The 18,390-nt window shown below is 71.1% G+C and carries 20 protein-coding genes; 10 read left to right on the top strand and 10 right to left on the bottom strand.

What is annotated here, in order from left to right:
• Positions 1-9 precede the first annotated feature (9 nt).
• Genes flgG through flgH form a run of 3 tightly spaced genes read left to right on the top strand, consistent with a single transcriptional unit; the run spans position 10 to position 2,677 of the window.
• On the top strand, positions 10-801 hold the full coding sequence (gene flgG / locus MFF21_RS16925) for a flagellar basal-body rod protein FlgG (RefSeq protein WP_238312463.1): 792 nt from the start codon (positions 10-12) through the stop codon (positions 799-801).
• Positions 802-815: 14 nt separating this feature from the next.
• Entirely contained in the window at positions 816-1,883 is a 1,068-nt protein-coding gene (gene flgA / locus MFF21_RS16930; protein ID WP_238312464.1) for a flagellar basal body P-ring formation chaperone FlgA, read from the top strand.
• Positions 1,884-1,912: 29 nt separating this feature from the next.
• Complete coding sequence (flgH, locus tag MFF21_RS16935; protein ID WP_238312465.1) at positions 1,913-2,677, top strand: flagellar basal body L-ring protein FlgH; 765 nt, start codon at positions 1,913-1,915, stop codon at positions 2,675-2,677.
• A 38-nt stretch (positions 2,678-2,715) separates the two neighbouring features.
• Here the strand turns inward: flgH and MFF21_RS16940 are convergent, their stop codons facing one another.
• The 4 genes from MFF21_RS16940 to MFF21_RS16955 form a co-directional block, all read right to left on the bottom strand.
• Complete coding sequence (locus tag MFF21_RS16940; protein ID WP_238312466.1) at positions 2,716-2,892, bottom strand: hypothetical protein; 177 nt, start codon at positions 2,890-2,892, stop codon at positions 2,716-2,718.
• 80 nt (positions 2,893-2,972) lie between these two features.
• A complete protein-coding gene (dksA, locus tag MFF21_RS16945; RefSeq protein ID WP_238312467.1) occupies positions 2,973-3,392 on the bottom strand; it encodes an RNA polymerase-binding protein DksA in 420 nt (139 codons plus the stop codon).
• Positions 3,393-3,704: 312 nt separating this feature from the next.
• Positions 3,705-4,712, bottom strand: a complete 1,008-nt coding sequence (locus tag MFF21_RS16950) for a hypothetical protein (protein ID WP_238312468.1) — start codon at positions 4,710-4,712, stop codon at positions 3,705-3,707.
• A 14-nt stretch (positions 4,713-4,726) separates the two neighbouring features.
• Complete coding sequence (locus MFF21_RS16955; protein ID WP_238312469.1) at positions 4,727-6,100, bottom strand: MBOAT family O-acyltransferase; 1,374 nt, start codon at positions 6,098-6,100, stop codon at positions 4,727-4,729.
• A gap of 406 nt (positions 6,101-6,506) precedes the next feature.
• On the opposite strand from MFF21_RS16955, the gene MFF21_RS16960 reads away from it, so the two are divergent.
• Positions 6,507-7,544 (top strand): Hint domain-containing protein, encoded by a 1,038-nt coding sequence (locus MFF21_RS16960; RefSeq protein WP_238312470.1) that lies wholly within the window; start codon positions 6,507-6,509, stop codon positions 7,542-7,544.
• 188 nt (positions 7,545-7,732) lie between these two features.
• Here the strand turns inward: MFF21_RS16960 and MFF21_RS16965 are convergent, their stop codons facing one another.
• Positions 7,733-8,161 (bottom strand): flagellar assembly protein FliX, encoded by a 429-nt coding sequence (locus MFF21_RS16965; RefSeq protein ID WP_238312471.1) that lies wholly within the window; start codon positions 8,159-8,161, stop codon positions 7,733-7,735.
• 247 nt (positions 8,162-8,408) lie between these two features.
• On the opposite strand from MFF21_RS16965, the gene MFF21_RS16970 reads away from it, so the two are divergent.
• The 3 genes from MFF21_RS16970 to MFF21_RS16980 are packed head-to-tail and all read left to right on the top strand — an operon-like array spanning position 8,409 to position 10,410.
• Positions 8,409-9,548 carry a flagellar basal body P-ring protein FlgI gene (locus tag MFF21_RS16970; RefSeq protein WP_238312472.1) on the top strand — a complete coding sequence of 380 codons (1,140 nt, stop codon included), beginning with the start codon at positions 8,409-8,411 and terminating at the stop codon, positions 9,546-9,548.
• A gap of 15 nt (positions 9,549-9,563) precedes the next feature.
• A complete protein-coding gene (locus MFF21_RS16975; protein WP_238312473.1) occupies positions 9,564-9,929 on the top strand; it encodes a rod-binding protein in 366 nt (121 codons plus the stop codon).
• Positions 9,916-10,410 (top strand): hypothetical protein, encoded by a 495-nt coding sequence (locus tag MFF21_RS16980; RefSeq protein WP_238312474.1) that lies wholly within the window; start codon positions 9,916-9,918, stop codon positions 10,408-10,410. Before MFF21_RS16975 ends, MFF21_RS16980 begins: the two co-directional genes overlap by 14 nt.
• A 4-nt stretch (positions 10,411-10,414) precedes the next feature.
• Here the strand turns inward: MFF21_RS16980 and MFF21_RS16985 are convergent, their stop codons facing one another.
• The 4 genes from MFF21_RS16985 to MFF21_RS17000 all read right to left on the bottom strand — a co-directional run bounded on the left by MFF21_RS16985 (position 10,415) and on the right by MFF21_RS17000 (position 14,503).
• On the bottom strand, positions 10,415-11,218 hold the full coding sequence (locus MFF21_RS16985) for a fructosamine kinase family protein (protein ID WP_238312475.1): 804 nt from the start codon (positions 11,216-11,218) through the stop codon (positions 10,415-10,417).
• Positions 11,215-11,685: a low molecular weight protein-tyrosine-phosphatase gene (locus tag MFF21_RS16990; RefSeq protein ID WP_238312476.1), complete on the bottom strand. Its 471-nt coding sequence runs from the start codon at positions 11,683-11,685 to the stop codon at positions 11,215-11,217. Before MFF21_RS16990 ends, MFF21_RS16985 begins: the two co-directional genes overlap by 4 nt.
• Complete coding sequence (locus MFF21_RS16995) at positions 11,682-13,517, bottom strand: aminopeptidase P family protein (RefSeq protein ID WP_238312477.1); 1,836 nt, start codon at positions 13,515-13,517, stop codon at positions 11,682-11,684. Before MFF21_RS16995 ends, MFF21_RS16990 begins: the two co-directional genes overlap by 4 nt.
• A 65-nt stretch (positions 13,518-13,582) precedes the next feature.
• Positions 13,583-14,503: a 50S ribosomal protein L11 methyltransferase gene (locus MFF21_RS17000; RefSeq protein WP_238312478.1), complete on the bottom strand. Its 921-nt coding sequence runs from the start codon at positions 14,501-14,503 to the stop codon at positions 13,583-13,585.
• Positions 14,504-15,042: 539 nt separating this feature from the next.
• Between MFF21_RS17000 and modA the strand changes: the two genes are divergently transcribed.
• Positions 15,043-15,846, top strand: a complete 804-nt coding sequence (gene modA, locus MFF21_RS17005) for a molybdate ABC transporter substrate-binding protein (RefSeq protein WP_238312479.1) — start codon at positions 15,043-15,045, stop codon at positions 15,844-15,846.
• Between the two features lie 25 nt (positions 15,847-15,871).
• Positions 15,872-16,567 carry a molybdate ABC transporter permease subunit gene (gene modB, locus MFF21_RS17010; RefSeq protein ID WP_238312480.1) on the top strand — a complete coding sequence of 232 codons (696 nt, stop codon included), beginning with the start codon at positions 15,872-15,874 and terminating at the stop codon, positions 16,565-16,567.
• A 2-nt stretch (positions 16,568-16,569) separates the two neighbouring features.
• On the opposite strand, the gene MFF21_RS17015 is transcribed toward modB, so the two are convergent.
• Positions 16,570-17,226: a glutathione S-transferase gene (locus MFF21_RS17015; RefSeq protein ID WP_238312481.1), complete on the bottom strand. Its 657-nt coding sequence runs from the start codon at positions 17,224-17,226 to the stop codon at positions 16,570-16,572.
• Between the two features lie 62 nt (positions 17,227-17,288).
• On the opposite strand from MFF21_RS17015, the gene modC reads away from it, so the two are divergent.
• Positions 17,289-18,386: a molybdenum ABC transporter ATP-binding protein gene (gene modC, locus MFF21_RS17020; RefSeq protein WP_238312482.1), complete on the top strand. Its 1,098-nt coding sequence runs from the start codon at positions 17,289-17,291 to the stop codon at positions 18,384-18,386.
• Positions 18,387-18,390 lie beyond the last annotated feature (4 nt).

Below are 18,390 nucleotides of genomic sequence, written 5' to 3' on the forward strand. Positions count from 1 at the left end.
GCCTGACCGATGCGCGCCCTCTACGCCGCCGCCACGGGCATGGCGGCCCAGGAACTCAACGTCCAGGTCATCTCGAACAACATCGCGAACCTGCGCACCACGGGCTACAAGCGCCAGCAGGTCCACTTCCAGGACCTGCTCTACCAGAACCTGCGCCGGTCCGGTTCCTCGACCTCCGACCAGAACACCATCCTGCCGGCGGGTCTCGCCCTCGGCTCGGGCGTGAAGACCACCTCGACCGCCCGGCAGATGTCGCAGGGGACCCTGACCTCCACGGAGAAGGACTACGACGTCGCCATCCGCGGCGAGGGCTTCTTCCGCATCACCCTGCCGGACGGACGCACCGCCTATAGCCGCGACGGCTCCTTCGATCTCGACGCGCAGGGCCGTCTCGTCACCCGCGACGGCTACCTGATCGATCCGGGCGTCACCGTCCCGAACAACGCGACCTCGGTCACGATCAGCGCCACGGGCGCGGTGCAGGCGACGCTGCCGGGCCAGACCGGCCCCGCCACCCTCGGCCAGTTCCAGCTCGCCCGCTTCGTCAACAAGGTCGGCCTCGAATCCATCGGCGACAACCTCTTCATCGAGACCGCGGCCTCGGGCCCCGCCATCACCGGCTCCCCCGGCGCGGAGGGCTTCGGCAACCTGCAGCAGAGCTATCTCGAAGAGGCGAACGTGAACGCCGTCACCGAGATCTCGTCTCTGATCGCCGCGCAGCGCGCCTACGAGATGAACTCGAAGGTCGTGACCGCCGCCGACCAGATGCTGTCCACCACCTCCCAGATGTTCCGCAGCTGAAGCGGGCGCGCGCGATGTACGACCTCAAGCCGATCCGGACCGTGTCCCTCCCGAAGGCGGTGCCGCCGAGCCGGTCCGCCATCCTGCGCGCGCTGCTCCTCGTGGTGCTGCTCGCCGCCCTCTCCGTCCTTTCGGCGCCGCTCATGGCGAAGGAATCGGCAAAGGACGCCGCGCCGCGCCTGCGCGGCGACGTCACCGCCTCGGGCGACGTGCTCAGCCTCGGGGAGCTCGTCGAGGGCGCGCCCGCCGACATTGCCGGCCGGCCGCTGTTCCGTGCCCCGCCGCTGGGCGCCACGGGCACGATCCAGGCCCGGCGCATCGTCGAGGCGGCGGCCCATCTCGGCCTCGTGGTCGAGACCGGTGGCCGGGCCCAGATCAGCGTGCAGCGCGCCGCCCGCCGGGTCACCGGCCCGGAGATCGAGGCGGCTCTGAAGCGGGCCCTGGAGACCGGCTTCGGCCTCGACCCGCGGACGATCGCCGTGCGCCTCGACGGCGAGACCCCGGTCCTGCTCGCCCCCGTCGATCTCGACGGGCAGGCCAACGCCCTCGACGTGACCTACGATCCGCGCACGCGCCGGCTCGCCGGCCTGATCGTGCTCGGCGAGCGGCAGGCCTCCCTGCGCGTCTCCGGCCAGGCTCTGGAGATCCGCGAGGTGGCGGTGCTGATGCGCAGCCTCAACCGCGGCGAGACGATCGCGGCCGAGGATCTCACGATCGAGCGCCGCCCCCGCGAGGCCGTGCCGGCCGATGCCCAGGGCATCGCCGCCCCGGTGGCGGGCCAGGTCGCGCAGCGCAGCCTCTCCGCCGGGAGTATCCTGCGCTCGGGCGACGTCGCCCCGCCGGATCTCGTCGCCCGGGGCGATGCCGTCACGATCGTCTACGAGACGCCCGGCGTGGTGCTCTCCCTGCGCGGCATCGCCAACGAGGGCGGCCGTCTGGGCGCGACGGTTTCCGTCGTCAACAGCGCCTCGAAGAAGTTGCTGCAGGCCGTGGTGACCGGCCCCGGCCGCGTCTCCGTCGGCCCGGCCCCGCTGCCCGGCCGCCAGGCGAGCGCCGCCCCCGGCGCCCCCGGCGTGAACTGACCCCGCTCCTCACGATCACGGCCCGTCCCATGACCGTCCGCCGCATCACCCCCGCCCGGCCCGCCGCCCTCGGCTTCGCCCTCCTCGCCTGCGCCGGCCTCGGCGCCTGCAACACGGTGGACCGCCTCTCGCAGGTCGGCGCCACGCCGGCGCTCTCGGCGATCGAGGATCCGACCAGCCAGCCGGGCTACAAGCCCGTGCGGATGCCGATGCCCGACGTGCAGCCGGTCTCCTATGCGCCGAATTCCCTATGGCGCACCGGCTCGCGGGCCTTCTTCAAGGACCAGCGCGCCGCCCGGATCGGCGACCTGCTCACCGTCAAGGTGAACGTCACCGACAAGGCCAACCTCAACAACGAGAGCAAGCGCTCGCGCGCCAACACCGAATCCTTCGGCCTGCCCAATGCCTTCGGCTTCGAGAACAACGCCGCGGTCACCGCCGCCGGCATCACGCCGAAGAGCCTGCTGAACGCGACCTCGACCACCTCCAACGATGGCGCCGGCTCCGTGCAGCGGGCGGAGACGGTCTCGACCAACGTCGCCGCCGTGGTCACGCAGGTGCTGCCGAACGGCAACCTCGTGGTCGAGGGCAAGCAGGAGATCCGGATCAACTACGAGGTGCGCGAGCTGATCGTCGCCGGCGTGGTACGGCCGGAGGACATCGAGTCCGACAACACCATCGATTCCACGAAGATCGCCCAGGCCCGCATCGCCTATGGCGGACGCGGCCAGATCACCGACGTGCAGCAGCCGCGCTACGGCCAGCAGATCGTGGATATCCTGCTGCCCTTCTGAGGCGCGGCTCGCCCTGCCCGCTCCAGCGGGGGCTCGGCTCAGTGCTCGGTCCCCGGCCGGTTCGGCCGCGGCGGCCCGCCGTGGTTCTGCGTGAAGCTCGACCGCCGCGGATCGCCCTTCAGGCGGGCAACCCGGCCGCGCTGCCAGATCGCGAAGGCTGCGACGATGACAATGGTGGCGAGTGCGAGAACGAGGATCAAGACGTCGTTGGACATGGGCGAACCCTCCGAAAACTGCTTTCGGGGGAAGAACGTCCCGTCTCGATTGTTCCGAAACGTGAAGAGGCGCGACCGGATCAGTCGTCGCGGTAGACCCGCTCGCGGCGCTCGTGGCGCTCCTGGGCCTCGAGCGAGAGCGTGGCGATCGGGCGGGCATCGAGGCGCTTGAGGGAGATCGGCTCGCCGGTCTCCTCGCAATAGCCGTAGGAGCCGTCCTCGAGCCGCGCGAGGGCCGCGTCGATCTTGCTGGTCAGCTTGCGCTGGCGGTCGCGGGCGCGCAGCTCGATCGAACGGTCGGTCTCCGAGGAGGCGCGGTCGGCGAGATCGGGGTGGTTCTCGTTCTCGCTCTGCAACGTCGTCAGCGTATCCTGCGCTTCACGCAGGATCTCGTTCTTCCAACTCAACAGCTTGCGGCGAAAATATTCGCGCTGCCGTTCGTTCATGAAGGGCTCGTCTTCGGAGGGCACGTAGCCATCCTCGATCGTGACCTTCGCCATGCGTTGCCCCTCGCAACTCCTGCCGGTCTGCGGCGATTTCGGCAGGCGTATAATCGAGGTGGTAGTGCACCACAACGGATGGATCGCGTGCGATCTTCGGCGGAGCGACGAAGTCGCGGCGCTGCGGCAAACTCGCCACGGTCATTTCGGAAAGTTTGAGACTCAATGCTTTGAAAGAAATCGAAATTCTTTGCGATGACGAGCGCAAGCTTCGGCCAAGTCGCTCCCGAATGAAAACGCTGGCACGAAAGCTCCTGCCCGAGGCCCCTCCCCTCGCCGCGAGACCCGCCGAGGCAGGCCGGGCCCTACAAGCTATCGATCTTCCAATTCCCGCAGTGATTGTACAATCTCGTCGGTCACACGCCGGGCGAGGGCGTGCCGATAATGGGTCTGATCGAAGAACAGGGCCGGATCTTCGACGCCGGGACGCGGGCGCCGCCAATCGATCACGGCGCTGCGCGCGTGCCGCCGCGCCGCCGTGGCGATGGCGGCCTTGCAGGCGGTTTCCGCCTCGGCCCGCGCGCTGCCGGGGGGCGGGAGGGCTGCGGCATAGACCGGCGGGAAGACGAGAATCAGCGCCGTGCGCGCCGGAAGTGCCTCGACGAAAGCCCCGAAGCGCGCCGCGGCCGGGAAGGCGGGCCCGCCGCGCCCGGGCGCCGGGGTCGCGGGAGGGCGGATCTCCCGCTGCGCGTCCCAGGAGGGGTTCGTGCCGAAGCCGAGATCGAGATAGTTCTGCTCGTAGTCCCACCAGCCGTCGGGCCGGGCGGTCTTGTGCCGCTTGCCGAGGAGCCAGCCGATCCGCCCGGCCACCTCCTGCGCCACGGGCCAGCGCAGCAGCCCGCGCAGATAGCTGCCGAGATCCGGCGCGAGCAACCAGAACGGGAACGGCTTCTCGTTGGTCAGCGCCGGATCGCCCGTGCACCAGTAATCGTCCGCCGCCACCACCAGCGCCCGCGGCGCGGGATGGTGGGCGAGGAACCAGCGCATCAGCGTCAGCTGCTCCAGCGGCCCGGTCGCCGGCACGGAGAGCTGGACGAAGGGGATGCCGCTGCCCTGTGCGAGGCGCTCCGGCTCCACGAGCTGGATGTGGGAATTGCCGAAGACGGCTCCCGCGAAGGCGGGATCGCGTCCGCGCAGGGCGGAGGCGGTGCGGGGCCCCTGCGGCCGCACCGCGCCGGCCGAGAGCAGGGTCGAGCGGCCGCTGTCGTAGGGATCGACCAGATAGGCCAGCGTCAGGTAGCCGGCGACGATCAGGACCAGGGTCGCGAGAAAGGTTCTCGCGAAGGCGGCCCAGCGTGCGGCGTCCGGCGGTGCGCTCATCGGATGCGACCGCCTCAGAACTGGAAGTAGATGAACTCGTAGTTCGCATCGTCCCCGATCTTCAGGAGCACGACGACGAACAGGAGTGCGAAGACGAGGGCGAGGCTTCGCCGGGGCGGCAGCCGGTGTACGGCCGCCCAGGCGCTCGGGCCGATCAGGGCGACAGCCGCCGCGAAGGCGAGGGTGCGCCACTTGAAGCCGGAGCCCGCGGGCGCCAGCCCGAGCAGCCCCTTGTAGATCGTCACCGCCGCCTCGAAGCTGGCAGCGCGGAACAGCACCCAGGTGAAGATCACGAAGGCGGCGGTCAGCGCCCAGCCGACGAGTTGCGGCATCCGGCCGCCCGCCCGGCGCCAGAGCACGCCGGCCCCGAGGCCGAGGCCGTGGGCGGCGCCCCAGGCCACGAAGGTGAGGCCGGCCCCGTGCCAGAGGCCGCCCAGCGTCATGGTGGCGAAGAGGGCGCCGATCTGCAGGGCAAGGCCGCGCCGGTTTCCGCCGAGGGGGATGTAGAGGTAGTCGCGCAGGAAGCGCGACAGCGTCATGTGCCAGCGCCGCCAGAAATCCCGCAGGGAGGTGGCGCGGTAGGGCACGTCGAAGTTCTGAGGCAGCACCAGGCCGAACAGCAGCGCGATGCCGAGCGCCATGTCGGTGTAGCCGGAAAAGTCGAAATAGATCTGGAAGGTGAAGCCGAGCGTCGCCTGCCAGGCTTCGGCCGCGCTCACCGCCTTGCCGGCGGCGGCCGTCTGGAAGACCGGGTTCACATAGGCGGCGAGCGGGTCGCCGAGCAGCACCTTCTTGGCGAGGCCGATGGTCAGCAGCATCACGCCCCGCCCGATCCGCTCCGCCGCGTCCGGCCGCGCATAGGGGCGCTCGTCGAACTGGTGCATGATCTCGCTCCAGCGCACGAGCGGCCCGGCGAGAACCTGCGGGAAGAAGGCGATGTAGAGCGCGTATTTGGTGAGCCCGAAGCCCGGCGCACGGCCGGCCCTCAGGTCCGTCAGGTACATGATGTGGTGAAAGGTGAAGAAGGAGATGCCCAGCGGCAGGGCGAGGTCCAGCCGCGGCGCCGCCATGCCCGGGATCAGGTTCGCCAGATCGGCGAAGAAATCGAAGTACTTGAAGACCGCCAGCACCGCGAGGTTGCCGGCGATGGCCGCCGGCACGAGCCAGCCGGTGCCCGTGCGGAGGAAGGCGCGGGAGACGAGCCAGTTCACCCCGATCGAGGCGGCGAGCAGCGGCACGAAGCGCGGATCCCACCAGCCGTAGAACACGAAGGAGAGGAGGACGAGGAGCGGCAGCCGCCCCTCCGGCCGGTAGCGCTCGACGAGCGCGTGCGCGAGCAGCGCCGCGGGCAGGAAGGCCAGGAGGAAGACGAAGGAATTGAACAGCATCGACGCGTGATCGGGCCACCCGGAGCCGTCTCTCGCGCCCGGCCCTTCGCGCGGGCGCCCTTCTCGGCAATCCCGCCGCGGGCGTCAACGCCGCAGGCGCCGAGCCTCAATCCGAGGGGGCGCAACCCGCAGGCGGGCACTTATCCACCGCCGGCGCGCCGCAACTGTCGCAATCCAGCAACAATCCATGGAATTACAAGGCTCCGTTGTAGGCGCCTCGAAGGAAAACCCAGTCATCGGGATGTTTAGGCAAAAGAGGCCAGGACCCTTTGCCCTAGCGCAATTATTGAATTCTCAGAATAACCGAGCCAGCGACAACCGGTGCTGGCAAAGGCGATGTGCTGATCTGCCAGTCCCCGTCCGCTGACCCGTTCAAAAATAGACAATACAATCGGAGGACCGGGCAATGGCACTGCCAATCACATTCAACAACACCGTGTACCAGGCTGGGTTCTTCGGCACCGACGATGGCGGCGTGCCGACCAATGCCACGCGCAGCTTCCGGATCGACGACACCTACGACTTCCCGGTGACGCTCAACGGCACCGTGACCGACTCCAACAGCACGGTCACGCTCACCTACACCCTCCCCGGCAACACGACGCCGACGACGGAGACCCTGAAGGCAACCGGACTCGATAACCCGAACCAGATCCTGTTCCTGGGCTCCAACGGCGTCCCCGGCAGCGCGAACGGCACCACCAACCGCTACGTCTTCTCCAACACCCAGATGTTCGGCAGTGGCAATCCGAACCGGACCACCTTCGCGGATGACGGCAACGGAACCGGCGGCGACTACGTCGTGCCCGTCTGCTTCACCACCGGCACCCTGATCCGCACCGCCCGCGGCGAGATCGCGGTCGAGGCCCTGCAGGTCGGCGACATGGCCGTGACCGCCTCCGGCGCGCTGCGTCCGATCACCTGGATCGGTCACCGTGAGCTGGGCGGCGCCGGCAAGGCCTTGTCCGACGATCAGCGGCCCGTGCGGGTGCGTGCCGACGCCTTCGGCCCCGGCCTGCCGGCCCGCGACCTCCGTCTCTCGCCCGGCCATCCTGTCCTCGTCGGCGCGGATGCCGATGGCGAAGGCGGCGTGCTCGTGCCGATCATGTGCCTGATCAACGGCACCACGATCGCCCGCATGCCCGCCGAGAGCGTGACCTACTGGCATGTCGAGCTCGACGCCCACGACATCCTCCTCGCGGAAGGGCTGCCGGCGGAGAGCTACATCGATGGCGGTGACCGCGCCTTCTTCGCGGAAGCCTCCGACCACGCGCTCCACAACCCGGACTTCGTGGCCCCGGGCTGGAACGGCCGCTGCCGCCCGGTCGCGGTGGACGGTGCGATCGTCGAGGCCGAGCGGGCACGGCTCGATCAGGTCTTTGCCCTCTCGCTGAGCCACCACGCCGCCTGGCCGACCGCCGCGCTGAGCGCCTTCTCGGCCTGATCCGTCACGCCGACCCGGCAGAACGTCTCGAGGGTGCGGAACGCGTTCCGCACCCTCTTTCGTGTCCGATGGAGGGCTGCGGAATCACTCCGCAAGAACGGCGTGACCTCGCCTCAGAGCGAGCCTGGCGGATGCCGATCGGGGCGCGCAGGGAGGGGCATGCTCCGCCCTCGCAGAGAGAGACCGGATCAGACGCCCCGCGCCGCCTCGAGCTTGGCGAGTTCCACCGCCGCTCGCAGCTCGATCTCCGCCGTGAGCGCGTCGAGACGGGGATCGCCGCTCTCCGGGGCGCGCTCGGCCAGACGGCCGGCGATGGCCTGGAGGTCGCGCGCCGAGACGCGGCCGCCGAGCAGCGCCGCCTTGAGGCGATCGAGACCGTCGAGCAGGTCATGTCCGCGCTGGACCGAACGGCGGCGGCGCTGTTCCGGCGTGTCGCTCTCGGCCTGGAGGGTGAGGATCGCGTCGAGCCCGGCGAGCATGCTGGGCTGGGCCGCGGCGGCCGCGGACCGGGCTTCGCCCGCCCCGGTGCCGCCTGCGAGCTCGAATGTCCCGCCCGCGGTCTTGCGGCTGGCGGCCGAGCCGGCCGCGGCGATGGTGGGGCGGGTTTCGACGCGCATCAGGGATTCGGGACCGCCTCGCAGAGGGCCGGTGAAAGCCCGACCGACCATCGGCCCGCATGGTTAACCGGGCGTAAACGGCCCGGCAGGATCTGCCGGCCGCCCGGCAGGAACCGGCCCTGCCTCCCCGGCGAAACCAAGGCGACTTTCGTAAAAGTCGAGCAATCGCAGTTGCTTGGCGAAGAGGGCGGGCTGGCATGCTCCTGGCAACGCGATGGACCAGCGTTCGTCACCTCTTTTGGTTGCCATGGCTGCCTTCCGCGACGGCCCGTTTCCCCTCTCGATCCTGCGGCTCGCCGCCGGCGCGCTCCTGCTCTGGGGATTCGCCTGTGCCGATGCCTTCGCCCTGTCGCGGGTGAAGGACCTCGCCTCGATCGAGGGCGTGCGGCAGAACCAGCTCGTCGGCTACGGCATCGTCGTCGGCCTCAACGGCACCGGCGACACCCTCAACAACATCCCCTTCACCAAGCAGTCGCTCCAGGCGATGCTCGAGCGGCTCGGGGTCAATACGCGGGGCGCCACCATGCGCACGCAGAACCTCGCCGCGGTGATGGTGACGGCGAACCTTCCGCCCTTCTCCACCCAGGGCAACCGTATCGACGTCACCGTGTCCTCCCTCGGCGACGCCAAGTCGCTCCAGGGTGGCACCCTGCTGGTGACGCCCCTCCTCGGCGCCGACGGCGAGGTCTATGCCCTGGCCCAGGGCTCAGTCGCCATCGCCGGCTTCTCCGCCGAGGGCGACGCCGCCAAGATCACCCGCGGCGTGCCGACCAACGGGCGCATCTCCAACGGCGCCATGATCGAGCGCGAGGTCGCCTTCAAGCTCAACGACGCCCGTTCCCTGCGCCTGTCCCTGCGCAACCCGGATTTCACCACCTCGAAGCGGATCGCGGCCGCGATCAACGACTTCATGGGCGCCGACACCGCCGAGCCGACCGACCCGGCCACCGTCACCCTGCAGATCCCGAACCGCTACCACGGCAACATGATCAAGCTGATCACGGAGGTGGAGCAGCTCAAGGTGGAGCCCGATCAGACCGCGCGCGTCGTGGTCGACGAGCGCTCCGGTATCATCGTGATGGGCCGCGACGTCCGCGTCTCCACGGTGGCGATCGCGCAGGGCAACCTCACGGTCACGATCACCGAGCAGCCGCAGGTGAGCCAGCCCGCCCCGCTCTCGAACGGCCAGACCGTGGTCGTGCCGCGCACCGGCGTGAAGGTCGATACCGGCGACGGCAACAAGCTCGCCCTCGTGAAGGAGGGCGTGACCCTGCGCGAACTCGTCGACGGGCTCAACGCGCTCGGCGTCGGCCCCCGCGACCTGATCTCGATCCTTCAGGCGATCAAGACGGCCGGGGCGCTCCAGGCCGATATCGAGCTGATGTAACGGAGGAGGAGAGACATGCTCCCGCTCGCAACCTTCGCGGCCTCGGCGGCCGTCGGCGTCGGCAAGTCCATCGTCAACGCCCTCGCCAGCGACAATTCCAAGACGCTCTCCGACGCCGCCAAGACGGCCTCCGAGACCAAGGCGCGCAAGACCGCCAACGACTTCGAATCGATGTTTCTCGAGAACAGCATGGAGGAACTGACGAAGTCCGAGGGCACCGAGGGGCCGCTGGGCGAGAACGGCACCGGCGGCGGCGTGTGGCGTTCGATGCTCAGCAAGGAATATGCGGGCTCGATCGTGAAGAGCGGCGGCGTCGGCATCGCCGACCAAGTCTATCGCGAGATCCTCAAGCTGCAGGAGGCGGGCAATGGCGGCAAGTGACGGCAGGCCGGAAACCGGGCCCCTGCGCATCCTCGACCGCGCCACCGCGGAAGCCTTCGTGGCGGATCTGACCACCACGATGCGGGAGCTCGAAGGCGTGCTCGTCCGGGAGAGCGAAGGTGTCCGCGCCGGCCGCCTGCGGGAGGCGCTGGCGGATTCCCCGCGCAAGACGATGCTCTCGGCGGCCTACATGACCGGGCTGGAGGCGGCCAAAGCCAATGCCATCGCCCTGGCCCGTTTTGCGCCGGCGAGCATCGAGGCGCTGAAGAGCGCCCATCGCCGCTTCATGGAGGTGGTAGAGACCAACCAGGCGGTGCTCGCCACGGCCCGCAGCGTCTCGGAAGGGCTCGTGAAGACGCTCGCCGAGGAGATCGGCCGCACCCGCACGCCGACGGTCTACGGCAAGCCCTCCACCGCTCCCTCCCCCTACGGGCGCGGCCCCGCCCGCAACGGTCCGCTGGTGCTCTCGCGGAGCCTGTGACGCCTCACGCCCCCGCCGCCTTGAGAAAGCCCTCGACCATGCCGCGATAGCCGGCGCCAAACAGGCGCAGATGCACCAGGGCCGGCCAGAGTTTGTAGAGGGGAACGCGCTCGGCAAAGCCCGGCTCGGCCGGGCCGTAGGCGGCACGGAAGGCGGGTCCCGGGCGGCCGAACAGATCGAGCATGGCGAGATCGACCTCGGCATGGCCGTAAGAGCAGGCCGGATCGATCAGCCCCGAGACGCGGTCGCCGTCGAGGAGCACGTTCCCGCTCCAGAGATCCCCGTGCAGCAGCGCCGGGCGCGGCCTCTCCGGCAGACGTCCGGACAGGGAGGCGGCGAGCCGGTCGATGCGCCGGCCGAGATCCGCCGGGATGTGCGGCAGGTGGCAGAGCAGGCGGCGCTCGGCCCAGAAGGCCGGCCAATCCTCCGACCAGCCATTGGCGATGGTCACGGGGCCGAAGGCGAAATCCCGCTCCCAGCCGTAGCGCGGCCCCGTCGCCCCGTGCAGGCGCGCGACCGCCGCGCCCAGGGCCGCGTCGGCGCCGCTTGCCCGACCGGTCGCCAGCACGTCGAGCACGAGCACGCTCTCGTCGACGGCGAGCACCTGCGGCGCGGGTGCGCCGCTCGCGCGGATCGCCTCCAGCATCCGGGCCTCCTCGCGGGGATCGGGGCCGCCCTTGACGATGGCCTGCCGCCCATCCTCCAGCGTGATCGCGACGAGGCGCGACAGATCCCCGCCCGAGAGCGGCCGCGCCTGATGCAGCGCGCCGCCGAGCAGGGCCGCGCCGGTCTCCGCGAGCCCGCTCATCCCTTCGCCAGCCGGGCCGCCAGGGCGCGGGCGCCCGCGGTCACGTCGGCCCAGGTCGTGTCGAAGCCGGAATCCGCGCCGTAATAGGGGTCGGCCACCGCCTCGCCACGCCGGCCGGGCACGTGGTCGAGGAGCAGGGACAGCTCGGCGCCCTCGGCCGGGCGCAGGCGGCGCAGGGCGGCGAGATTGTCCGGATCGAGCGCCACCACGTGGGTGAAGCGCGCGAAATCCTCCCGGGAGGCCTGCCGCGCGCGATAGCCGGAGATGTCGACGCCGTGGCGAAGCGCCACGGCCTGCGCCCGGCGGTCGGGCGGCTCGCCGATATGCCAAGCGCCGGTGCCCGCGGAATCGACCTCCACGTCGAGGCCGATGCGCCCGGCTTCCTGCCGGAAGGCCGCCTCGGCCAGGGGCGAGCGGCAGATATTGCCGAGGCAGACGAAGAGGATGGCGGGCTTGCGCGCGCTCACGTGGGCGTCCCCACCGGCCGGGTCGCCGCGTCGATCCAGGCGCGGGTCTCGGCATCGAGATCGGGCGACAGGGCCTCGCGGACCCGCGCGTGATAGGCGTCGAGCCAGGCCGCATCCGCCGGGCCGAGCAGCGCCGGCTCGACGAGGCGCAGGTCGATCGGCGCGAGGGTCAGGGTCTCGAAGCCGAGCATCGGCCGCTCGCCCCCGGGCAGCGTGCGGGGCTCGACCAGGATCAGGTTCTCGATGCGGATGCCGTAGGCGCCGGCCTTGTAGTAGCCGGGCTCGTTCGAGAGGATCATCCCCGCCTGCAGGGCGACGGTGCCGACCTTGGCGATGCGCTGCGGCCCCTCATGCACCGAGAGGAAGGCGCCGACGCCATGGCCCGTGCCGTGGTCGTAGTCGAACCCCGCCTCCCACAGGCTCGCCCGGGCGAAGGCATCGATCTGCGTGCCGGTCGTGCCCTTGGGGAAGACGGCCCGGGCGATGGCGATATGACCCTTCAGTACCCGGGTGAAGCGGTCGCGCATCTCGGCGCTCGGCGTCCCGATCGCGACCGTGCGGGTCACGTCGGTGGTTCCGTCGAGATATTGCGCCCCGGAATCGATCAGGAAGAGCTCGCCCGGCCCCAGCCGGCGGTCGGTGGCGCGGGTGACGCGATAATGCACGATGGCGCCGTTCGGTCCCGAGCCCGAGATCGTCGGGAAGGAGACCTCGCGCAGCAGACCGCCCTCCGCCCGGAAATCCTCCAGCGCCTCCACCGCCGCGATCTCGGTGAGGCCGTTGGCGCCTTCCCGGTCGAGCCAGGCGAGGAAGCGGGTGAGCGCCACGCCGTCCCGGTGATGGGCGGCGCGGGTGCCGGCGATCTCGGCCGGGTTCTTCACCGCCTTCATCAGGGTGATCGGATCGGCGCCGAGATCGGCGACGCCGCCGGCCGCCTCGATGCGGTTCTTCAGCGCCACGGCGCCGGTCACCGTGTCGAGCCGGACCCGGGCCGCCCCCGTGGCGAGCGCGAACAGCGCCGGTTCGAAATCCGCCCGCCCCGCCAGGATGGCGTGGGGCGTGAGCGCCGCGCGCAGATCTGGGTCGATCTCGCGCGAGGCGAGATAGAGGCCGGCCAGCCCCTCCCGCTTCACGATGGCGTAGCCGAGCGCCAGGGGCGTGTGCGCCACGTCCGCGCCGCGCAGGTTGAAGGCCCAGGCGAGGTTGTGCGGATCGGAGATCACGAGGGCGTCGACCTCGGCTTCGGCGAGGGCCGCGCGCACCCGCGCGAGCTTGTCCGCCACGCTCTCGCCGGCGATCTCCGCCGGGTGACTCACGACGGGGCCGCCGGGCGGTTTCGGCCGGCCGGCCCAGACCGCGTCGACGAGATTCGCATCGAGGGGCTTGAGGCTGCCGCCGGCCTTGGCCGCGGCCCGTTCCAGCCGGGCCACGCCGTCCGGCGTGTGCAGCCAGGGATCGTATCCGAGCACCTGCCCCTTGCCGAGATTCTCGCCGAGCCAAGCCTCCGCCGTCTTCTCGGCGAGCGGCACCACCGTGATCACCCCGGTATCGACCTGCTCCGGCGCCTGCAGCGTGTAGCGGCCATCGACCACCAGGGCGGCCTTGTCGGCCAGGATCACCGCCGTTCCGGCCGAGCCGGTGAAGCCGGTCAGCCAGGCGAGGCGCTCGGCATGGGCGGGCACGTATTCGGATTGGTGCTCGTCCGCCCGCGGCACCACGAAGCCGTCGATGCCGGTCTCCCGCAGGGCGGAGCGCAGGGCCTCGATGCGCTCGGATCCCTTGGCATGGCTCGGATCCTCGAAGGACTGGAAGCGCGGGCGTTGGCTCGTCATGGCCAGAGGGTTACGCCGCGCCCCGGGCGGCGTCTACCGGCCCATCGCCTGGCGCAGGATCGCGTTCAAACGATTGGTCGGGGCGCCGCGCCGCCACGGCGCAGGACCAGGGTCGCCCAGCCCTCGATCAGGCCGTGGCGCACGAGGTGGAAGCCGCGGTGGCGGTAGGTGGAGAGCACGCCGGGCACGTCGCGCTCGATCAGGCCGGAGAGGATCAGCACGCCGTCATCGGCCACCACGGCGGTGAGCGAGGGGGCGAGGCGCTTCAGGGGCCGGGCCAGGATGTTGGCGAAGACGATGTCGAAGCGGCGCGGCCGGTTGGCCAGGGCGTGGCGCACCCCCGGCCCCTCGTAGAGCCGCAGGAAGGGGGTGAGCCCGTTGAGCCGGGCATTGCCCTTGGCGGTCCAGACCGCCTCCGGGTCGAGATCGCCGGCGAGCACCGGTGCGCGCAGAGCCTTGGCCGCGGCGAAGGCGAGGATGCCGGTGCCGGTGCCGACATCGAGCACATGGGCCGGCCGGCCGCGTTTCAGCTCGTCGACCAGGGCACGCAGGCAGCCGAGGGTGGTGCCGTGATGGCCGGTGCCGAAGGCGAGGGCCGCCTCGATCTCGATCGGCAGGTCGTTCGGCCGGATTTTTTCCCGGTCATGGGCGCCGTGCACGAGGAAGCGGCCGGCCCGCACGGGCTTCAGCCCCTCCAGGGAGGCGCGGACCCAGTCCTGCTGGTCGATCGTCTCGAACACCGCCTCGTCCGCGGCGTCACCGACGATCGGTCGGATCAGGTCGCGGATGATCTCCTCGTCGGGCGCTTCGGAGAAATAGGCCTCCAGCCTCCAGGTCTGCCCGTCCTCCGCCTCGAAGGCGGCGACCGCCGTCTCCGTCGGGTCGAAGACCTCGCCGAGGAGGTCCGTCATCGAGCGGGCCGCGGCCTCGTGGGTGAGGAGGCGCAGCAGGTGGGTCGGGCGGTGGGGCGGCAGGCCTTCGAGCATGGCGCGGGCTTTAGCACCGGCCGGCCCGGACCGCCACGCATTCCAGAATCCGGCGCGGGAACGCCCGCCGGGTTGGCAGATTGTACAATCGCTAGGCGAAATCCCGCCGGATGGAACGAATGGCCAAGCTTCGCGTTCTGGCCGTCGCTTCCCCTTGCGGGCGACGCCGCAGAGTCCGTTGCGTGTGATGACAACAAGAAAAGATCTTAGGAAACGCAGTCCCATCGTGCTCCCTCGCGATCCCGCATCGCAGAAGGGGCGGAGGCGTCCATCCCGGTTCGACCTGACCGCGCCGGAGGCGCAGGATCCGCCGATGCCCGGCGAGATGCTGGTCCTGCTCAGCCGCCTCCACCGTTCCGAGCGCGGCTCGGGCCAGGGGGGCGGTGGGCCGCAGACCCTGTGAGGAACGCCTTTCCGCCTGGAAGCGTCGTTCCCGTTCGGCTATAACGCATCTCTCCGGAGGCGCGGGTGGTCCTGCCTTTGCGCCGCTCCGGAGCATGCGCGCGTGCGGCGGGTGCGGACGGGCGGAAGGAGAAGTCATGATCTCGACCAGACGCGGATGGCTCGCGGGGCTGCTCGGCGCTGCCCTCCTCGGCACGCCGGCCGGACTGTCGGCGGCGCGGGCGGCCGATGGGCCGGTCGTGGTCTTCGCCGCCGCAAGCCTCAAGAACGCCCTCGACGAGGCTTTGGCCGCCTGGGGCAAGGAGACGGGCAAGCAGGCCCGGGTCTCCTATGCCGGCTCCAACGCGCTCGCGAAGCAGATCGAGGCGGGCGCCCCGGCCGATCTGTTCTTCTCCGCCGACATCGCCTGGATGGATTACGCCGAGAAGGCGGGCACCCTCCGCGCCGGCTCCCGCAGCGACGTGCTGCGCAACGCCCTCGTGCTCGCGGCACCGAAGGATTCGTCCGCCAAGGTGGAGATCGGCTCGGGCTTCGACCTCGCCGGTGCGCTCGGCGGCGGGCGCTTGGCCATGGCCAACGTCGAAGCGGTGCCCGCCGGCAAGTACGGCAAGGCGGCTCTGGAGAAGCTCGGGGCCTGGAACGGCGTGAAGGACAAGGTCGCCCAGGCCGACAACGTGCGTGCCGCCCTGCTCCTGGTCTCCCGCGGCGAGGCGCCCCTCGGCATCGTCTACGCGACGGATGCCGTCTCCGACCCGGCGGTGAAGATCGTCGGCACTTTCCCGGCCGACAGCCACCCGCCGATCGTCTATCCCCTGGCGGTGACCAAGGATTCCAAGAACCCCGACGCGGAGGCCCTGATCGGCTTTCTCAAGAGCCCGGCCGCCCGGCCCTTCTTCGAGCGCCAGGGCTTCACCGTGATCGGCGAAGAGAAGAAGTCCTGACGCACCGGCGACCGGACGCCCACCTTTGGACGCTTTCGGCCTCACGCCCGACGAGTGGACGGCGGTCGCCCTCAGCCTGAGGGTGGCCGCTCTCGCGACCCTGTGCAGCCTGATCCCGGGCTTGTTCGTCGCCTGGCTGCTGGCCCGGCGGCGCTTTCCCGGCCACGCGCTCCTCGACGGGCTCGTGCATCTGCCGCTCATCCTGCCGCCGGTGGTGACGGGCTATCTTCTGCTCATCGCCTTTGGGCGGAAGGGCTTCCTCGGCGCGCCTCTCTCCGAGATCGGCATCGTCTTCGCCTTCCGCTGGACCGGGGCGGCGCTCGCCTGCGCCGTGATGGGCTTCCCGCTGATGGTGCGGGCCATGCGCCTGTCGATCGAGGCGGTGGACCGGAAGCTGGAACAGGCGGCGGCCACCCTCGGCGCCGGGCCGGCCGCCGTCTTCCTCACGGTGACGCTGCCGCTCAGCCTGCCGGGCATCCTCGCGGGGGCGGTGCTCGCCTTCGCCAAGGCGATGGGCGAGTTCGGCGCCACCATCACCTTCGTTTCGAACATCCCCGGCGAGACGCAGACCCTGCCCTCGGCGATCTACACCCTCACCCAGGTGCCCGGCGGCGAGGCCGGCGCCCTGCGCCTCACCCTGATCTCGGTCGCCGTCTCCATGTTCGCCCTGATGCTGTCGGAGCTCCTGGCCCGCCGCCTCGGGCGCAGGCTCTCCGCCTGATGCTACGCATAGGCGTAGGCCCCGCCCCGCTCCAGCGCGCGGGCATAGGCCGGGCGGGCATGGATCCGCGCGAGCCAATCCGTGACGCGCGGGCCCGCGCCGGTGCCGCGGGCGGCGAAGGCTTCGAGGGGGAAGCTCATCTGGATGTCGGCGGCGGAAAAGTCCTGCCCGCAGAACCACGGCCCCTCCGCGAGCGCCTGCTCCCAGTAGGCGGCATGGCGGCGCAGTTCCGGATCGACGAAGCGGGCCAGGACGCGGTCGGCGACGCGGCGCACCAGGGGCCGCACCAGGGCCGGACTGCCCGGGGCGAGGCGGGAAAAGACGAGCTTCAGCAGCAGCGGCGGCATGGCCGAGCCCTCCGCGTAATGCAGCCAGTAGGCATAGGCCCGCCGCGCCGCGCTGCCCGCCTCCGGCACCAGGGCGCCCCCGCAGCGCCCGGTGAGGTATTCGACGATCGCGCCCGATTCCGCGACCGTGACGTCACCGTCCGTGATCACGGGCGACTTGCCGAGGGGATGGATCGCCCGCAGCTCGGGCGGGGCCAGCATGGTCTCGGGATCGCGGGCATAGCGCTTGACCTCGTAGGCCAGGCCCAGCTCCTCCAGGAGCCAGAGCACGCGCTGGGAGCGGCTGTTCTCGAGATGATGGACGGTGATCAACGGGCGGGCTCCTGTGCATTCCCCGCCGACAACGCCGCTGCGCCGGATCGGAGCCCGCTCTCGTGACGATCGCGGTCGACGTCGCCTTGCGCCGCGGCGCCTTCGCCCTGGAAACCCGCTTCGCGGCGGGCAGCGGGCTCACGGCCCTGTTCGGCCGCTCCGGCTCGGGCAAGACCACGCTGATCGACCTGATCGCCGGCCTCTCCCGGCCGGATCGCGGGCGCATCACCCTCGACGGCCAGACCCTGGTCGACACGGAGCAGGGGCTGTTCGTGCCGGTGCATCGCCGCCGGATCGCCTGCGTCTTCCAGGAGGCGCGGCTGCTGCCGCATCTCAGCGTGCGGCAGAATCTCGGCTTCGGCCGCTGGTTCGCCCGGCGCCGGCCCGAGCAGCTCGCGGAGGCCGACGTGGTCGCGCTCCTCGGCATCGGCCACCTGCTCGATCGGCGCCCGGCCGGGCTCTCCGGGGGCGAGCGCCAGCGCGTGGCGATCGGCCGGGCCCTGCTCAGCCGCCCGCGCCTCCTGCTGATGGACGAGCCGCTCTCGGCGCTGGACGAGGCGAGGAAGCGGGAGATCCTGCCCTGCCTCGAGCGGCTGCGGGACGAGGCCGGGCTGCCGATCGTCTATGTCAGCCATTCGGTGGCCGAGGTCGCCCGCCTCGCCACCACCGTGGTGATGCTGGACGGGGGCAGGGTCGCGGGCCAGGGGCCGGCCGATGCCGTCCTGCGCCGCTTCGACCTCGTGCCCGACGAGGCGGGCGCCGTGCTGACCCTGACCGTTGCGGCGCACGACGCGGCGGCCGGCCTGACGCGGCTCTCGGGCGAGGCCGGGCAGCTCTCGGTGCCGCTGCTCGCCCTGCCCGCCGGCCGCTCCGTGCGCGTGCGCCTGCCGGCGCGGGACGTCCTCGTCGCGACGCGGATCCCCGAGGGGCTGAGCGCGCGCAACGTGCTGGCGGGCCGGATCGCGAGCCTGACCGAGGCGGGGCCGGGCGCCCTGGTCGAGATCGATTGCAACGGCACGCCCGTGCCCGCCCGGCTCACCGCCGCCTCGGCACGCGACCTCGGGCTCGTGGTCGGGCTGCCGGTCTATGCGGTGGTCAAGAGCGTCGCCGTCGATCCCGTCGGTCTCGGCGTCGGCGCGGCGGGGCGGATCGAGATCTGAGGCC

Source organism: Methylobacterium organophilum (genome assembly GCF_022179465.1).
In the GTDB taxonomy this organism is placed as follows: Bacteria; Pseudomonadota; Alphaproteobacteria; order Rhizobiales; family Beijerinckiaceae; genus Methylobacterium; species Methylobacterium organophilum.

Bases quoted from the DNA above. Each gene is read 5' to 3' on its own strand.
- flgH (WP_238312465.1), top strand. From the start codon at position 1,913: ATGACCGTCCGCCGCATCACCCCCGCCCGGCCCGCCGCCCTCGGCTTC.
- MFF21_RS17000 (WP_238312478.1), bottom strand. From the start codon at position 14,503: ATGCTCGAAGGCCTGCCGCCCCACCGCCCGACCCACCTGCTGCGCCTC.
- MFF21_RS16980 (WP_238312474.1), top strand. From the start codon at position 9,916: ATGGCGGCAAGTGACGGCAGGCCGGAAACCGGGCCCCTGCGCATCCTC.
- MFF21_RS16960 (WP_238312470.1), top strand. From the start codon at position 6,507: ATGGCACTGCCAATCACATTCAACAACACCGTGTACCAGGCTGGGTTC.
- flgA (WP_238312464.1), top strand. From the start codon at position 816: ATGTACGACCTCAAGCCGATCCGGACCGTGTCCCTCCCGAAGGCGGTG.
- MFF21_RS16950 (WP_238312468.1), bottom strand. From the start codon at position 4,712: ATGAGCGCACCGCCGGACGCCGCACGCTGGGCCGCCTTCGCGAGAACC.
- MFF21_RS16995 (WP_238312477.1), bottom strand. From the start codon at position 13,517: ATGACGAGCCAACGCCCGCGCTTCCAGTCCTTCGAGGATCCGAGCCAT.
- MFF21_RS16985 (WP_238312475.1), bottom strand. From the start codon at position 11,218: ATGAGCGGGCTCGCGGAGACCGGCGCGGCCCTGCTCGGCGGCGCGCTG.
- MFF21_RS16940 (WP_238312466.1), bottom strand. From the start codon at position 2,892: ATGTCCAACGACGTCTTGATCCTCGTTCTCGCACTCGCCACCATTGTC.
- flgG (WP_238312463.1), top strand. From the start codon at position 10: ATGCGCGCCCTCTACGCCGCCGCCACGGGCATGGCGGCCCAGGAACTC.
- MFF21_RS16965 (WP_238312471.1), bottom strand. From the start codon at position 8,161: ATGCGCGTCGAAACCCGCCCCACCATCGCCGCGGCCGGCTCGGCCGCC.
- modA (WP_238312479.1), top strand. From the start codon at position 15,043: ATGATCTCGACCAGACGCGGATGGCTCGCGGGGCTGCTCGGCGCTGCC.
- MFF21_RS16975 (WP_238312473.1), top strand. From the start codon at position 9,564: ATGCTCCCGCTCGCAACCTTCGCGGCCTCGGCGGCCGTCGGCGTCGGC.
- dksA (WP_238312467.1), bottom strand. From the start codon at position 3,392: ATGGCGAAGGTCACGATCGAGGATGGCTACGTGCCCTCCGAAGACGAG.
- MFF21_RS16955 (WP_238312469.1), bottom strand. From the start codon at position 6,100: ATGCTGTTCAATTCCTTCGTCTTCCTCCTGGCCTTCCTGCCCGCGGCG.
- MFF21_RS16970 (WP_238312472.1), top strand. From the start codon at position 8,409: ATGGCTGCCTTCCGCGACGGCCCGTTTCCCCTCTCGATCCTGCGGCTC.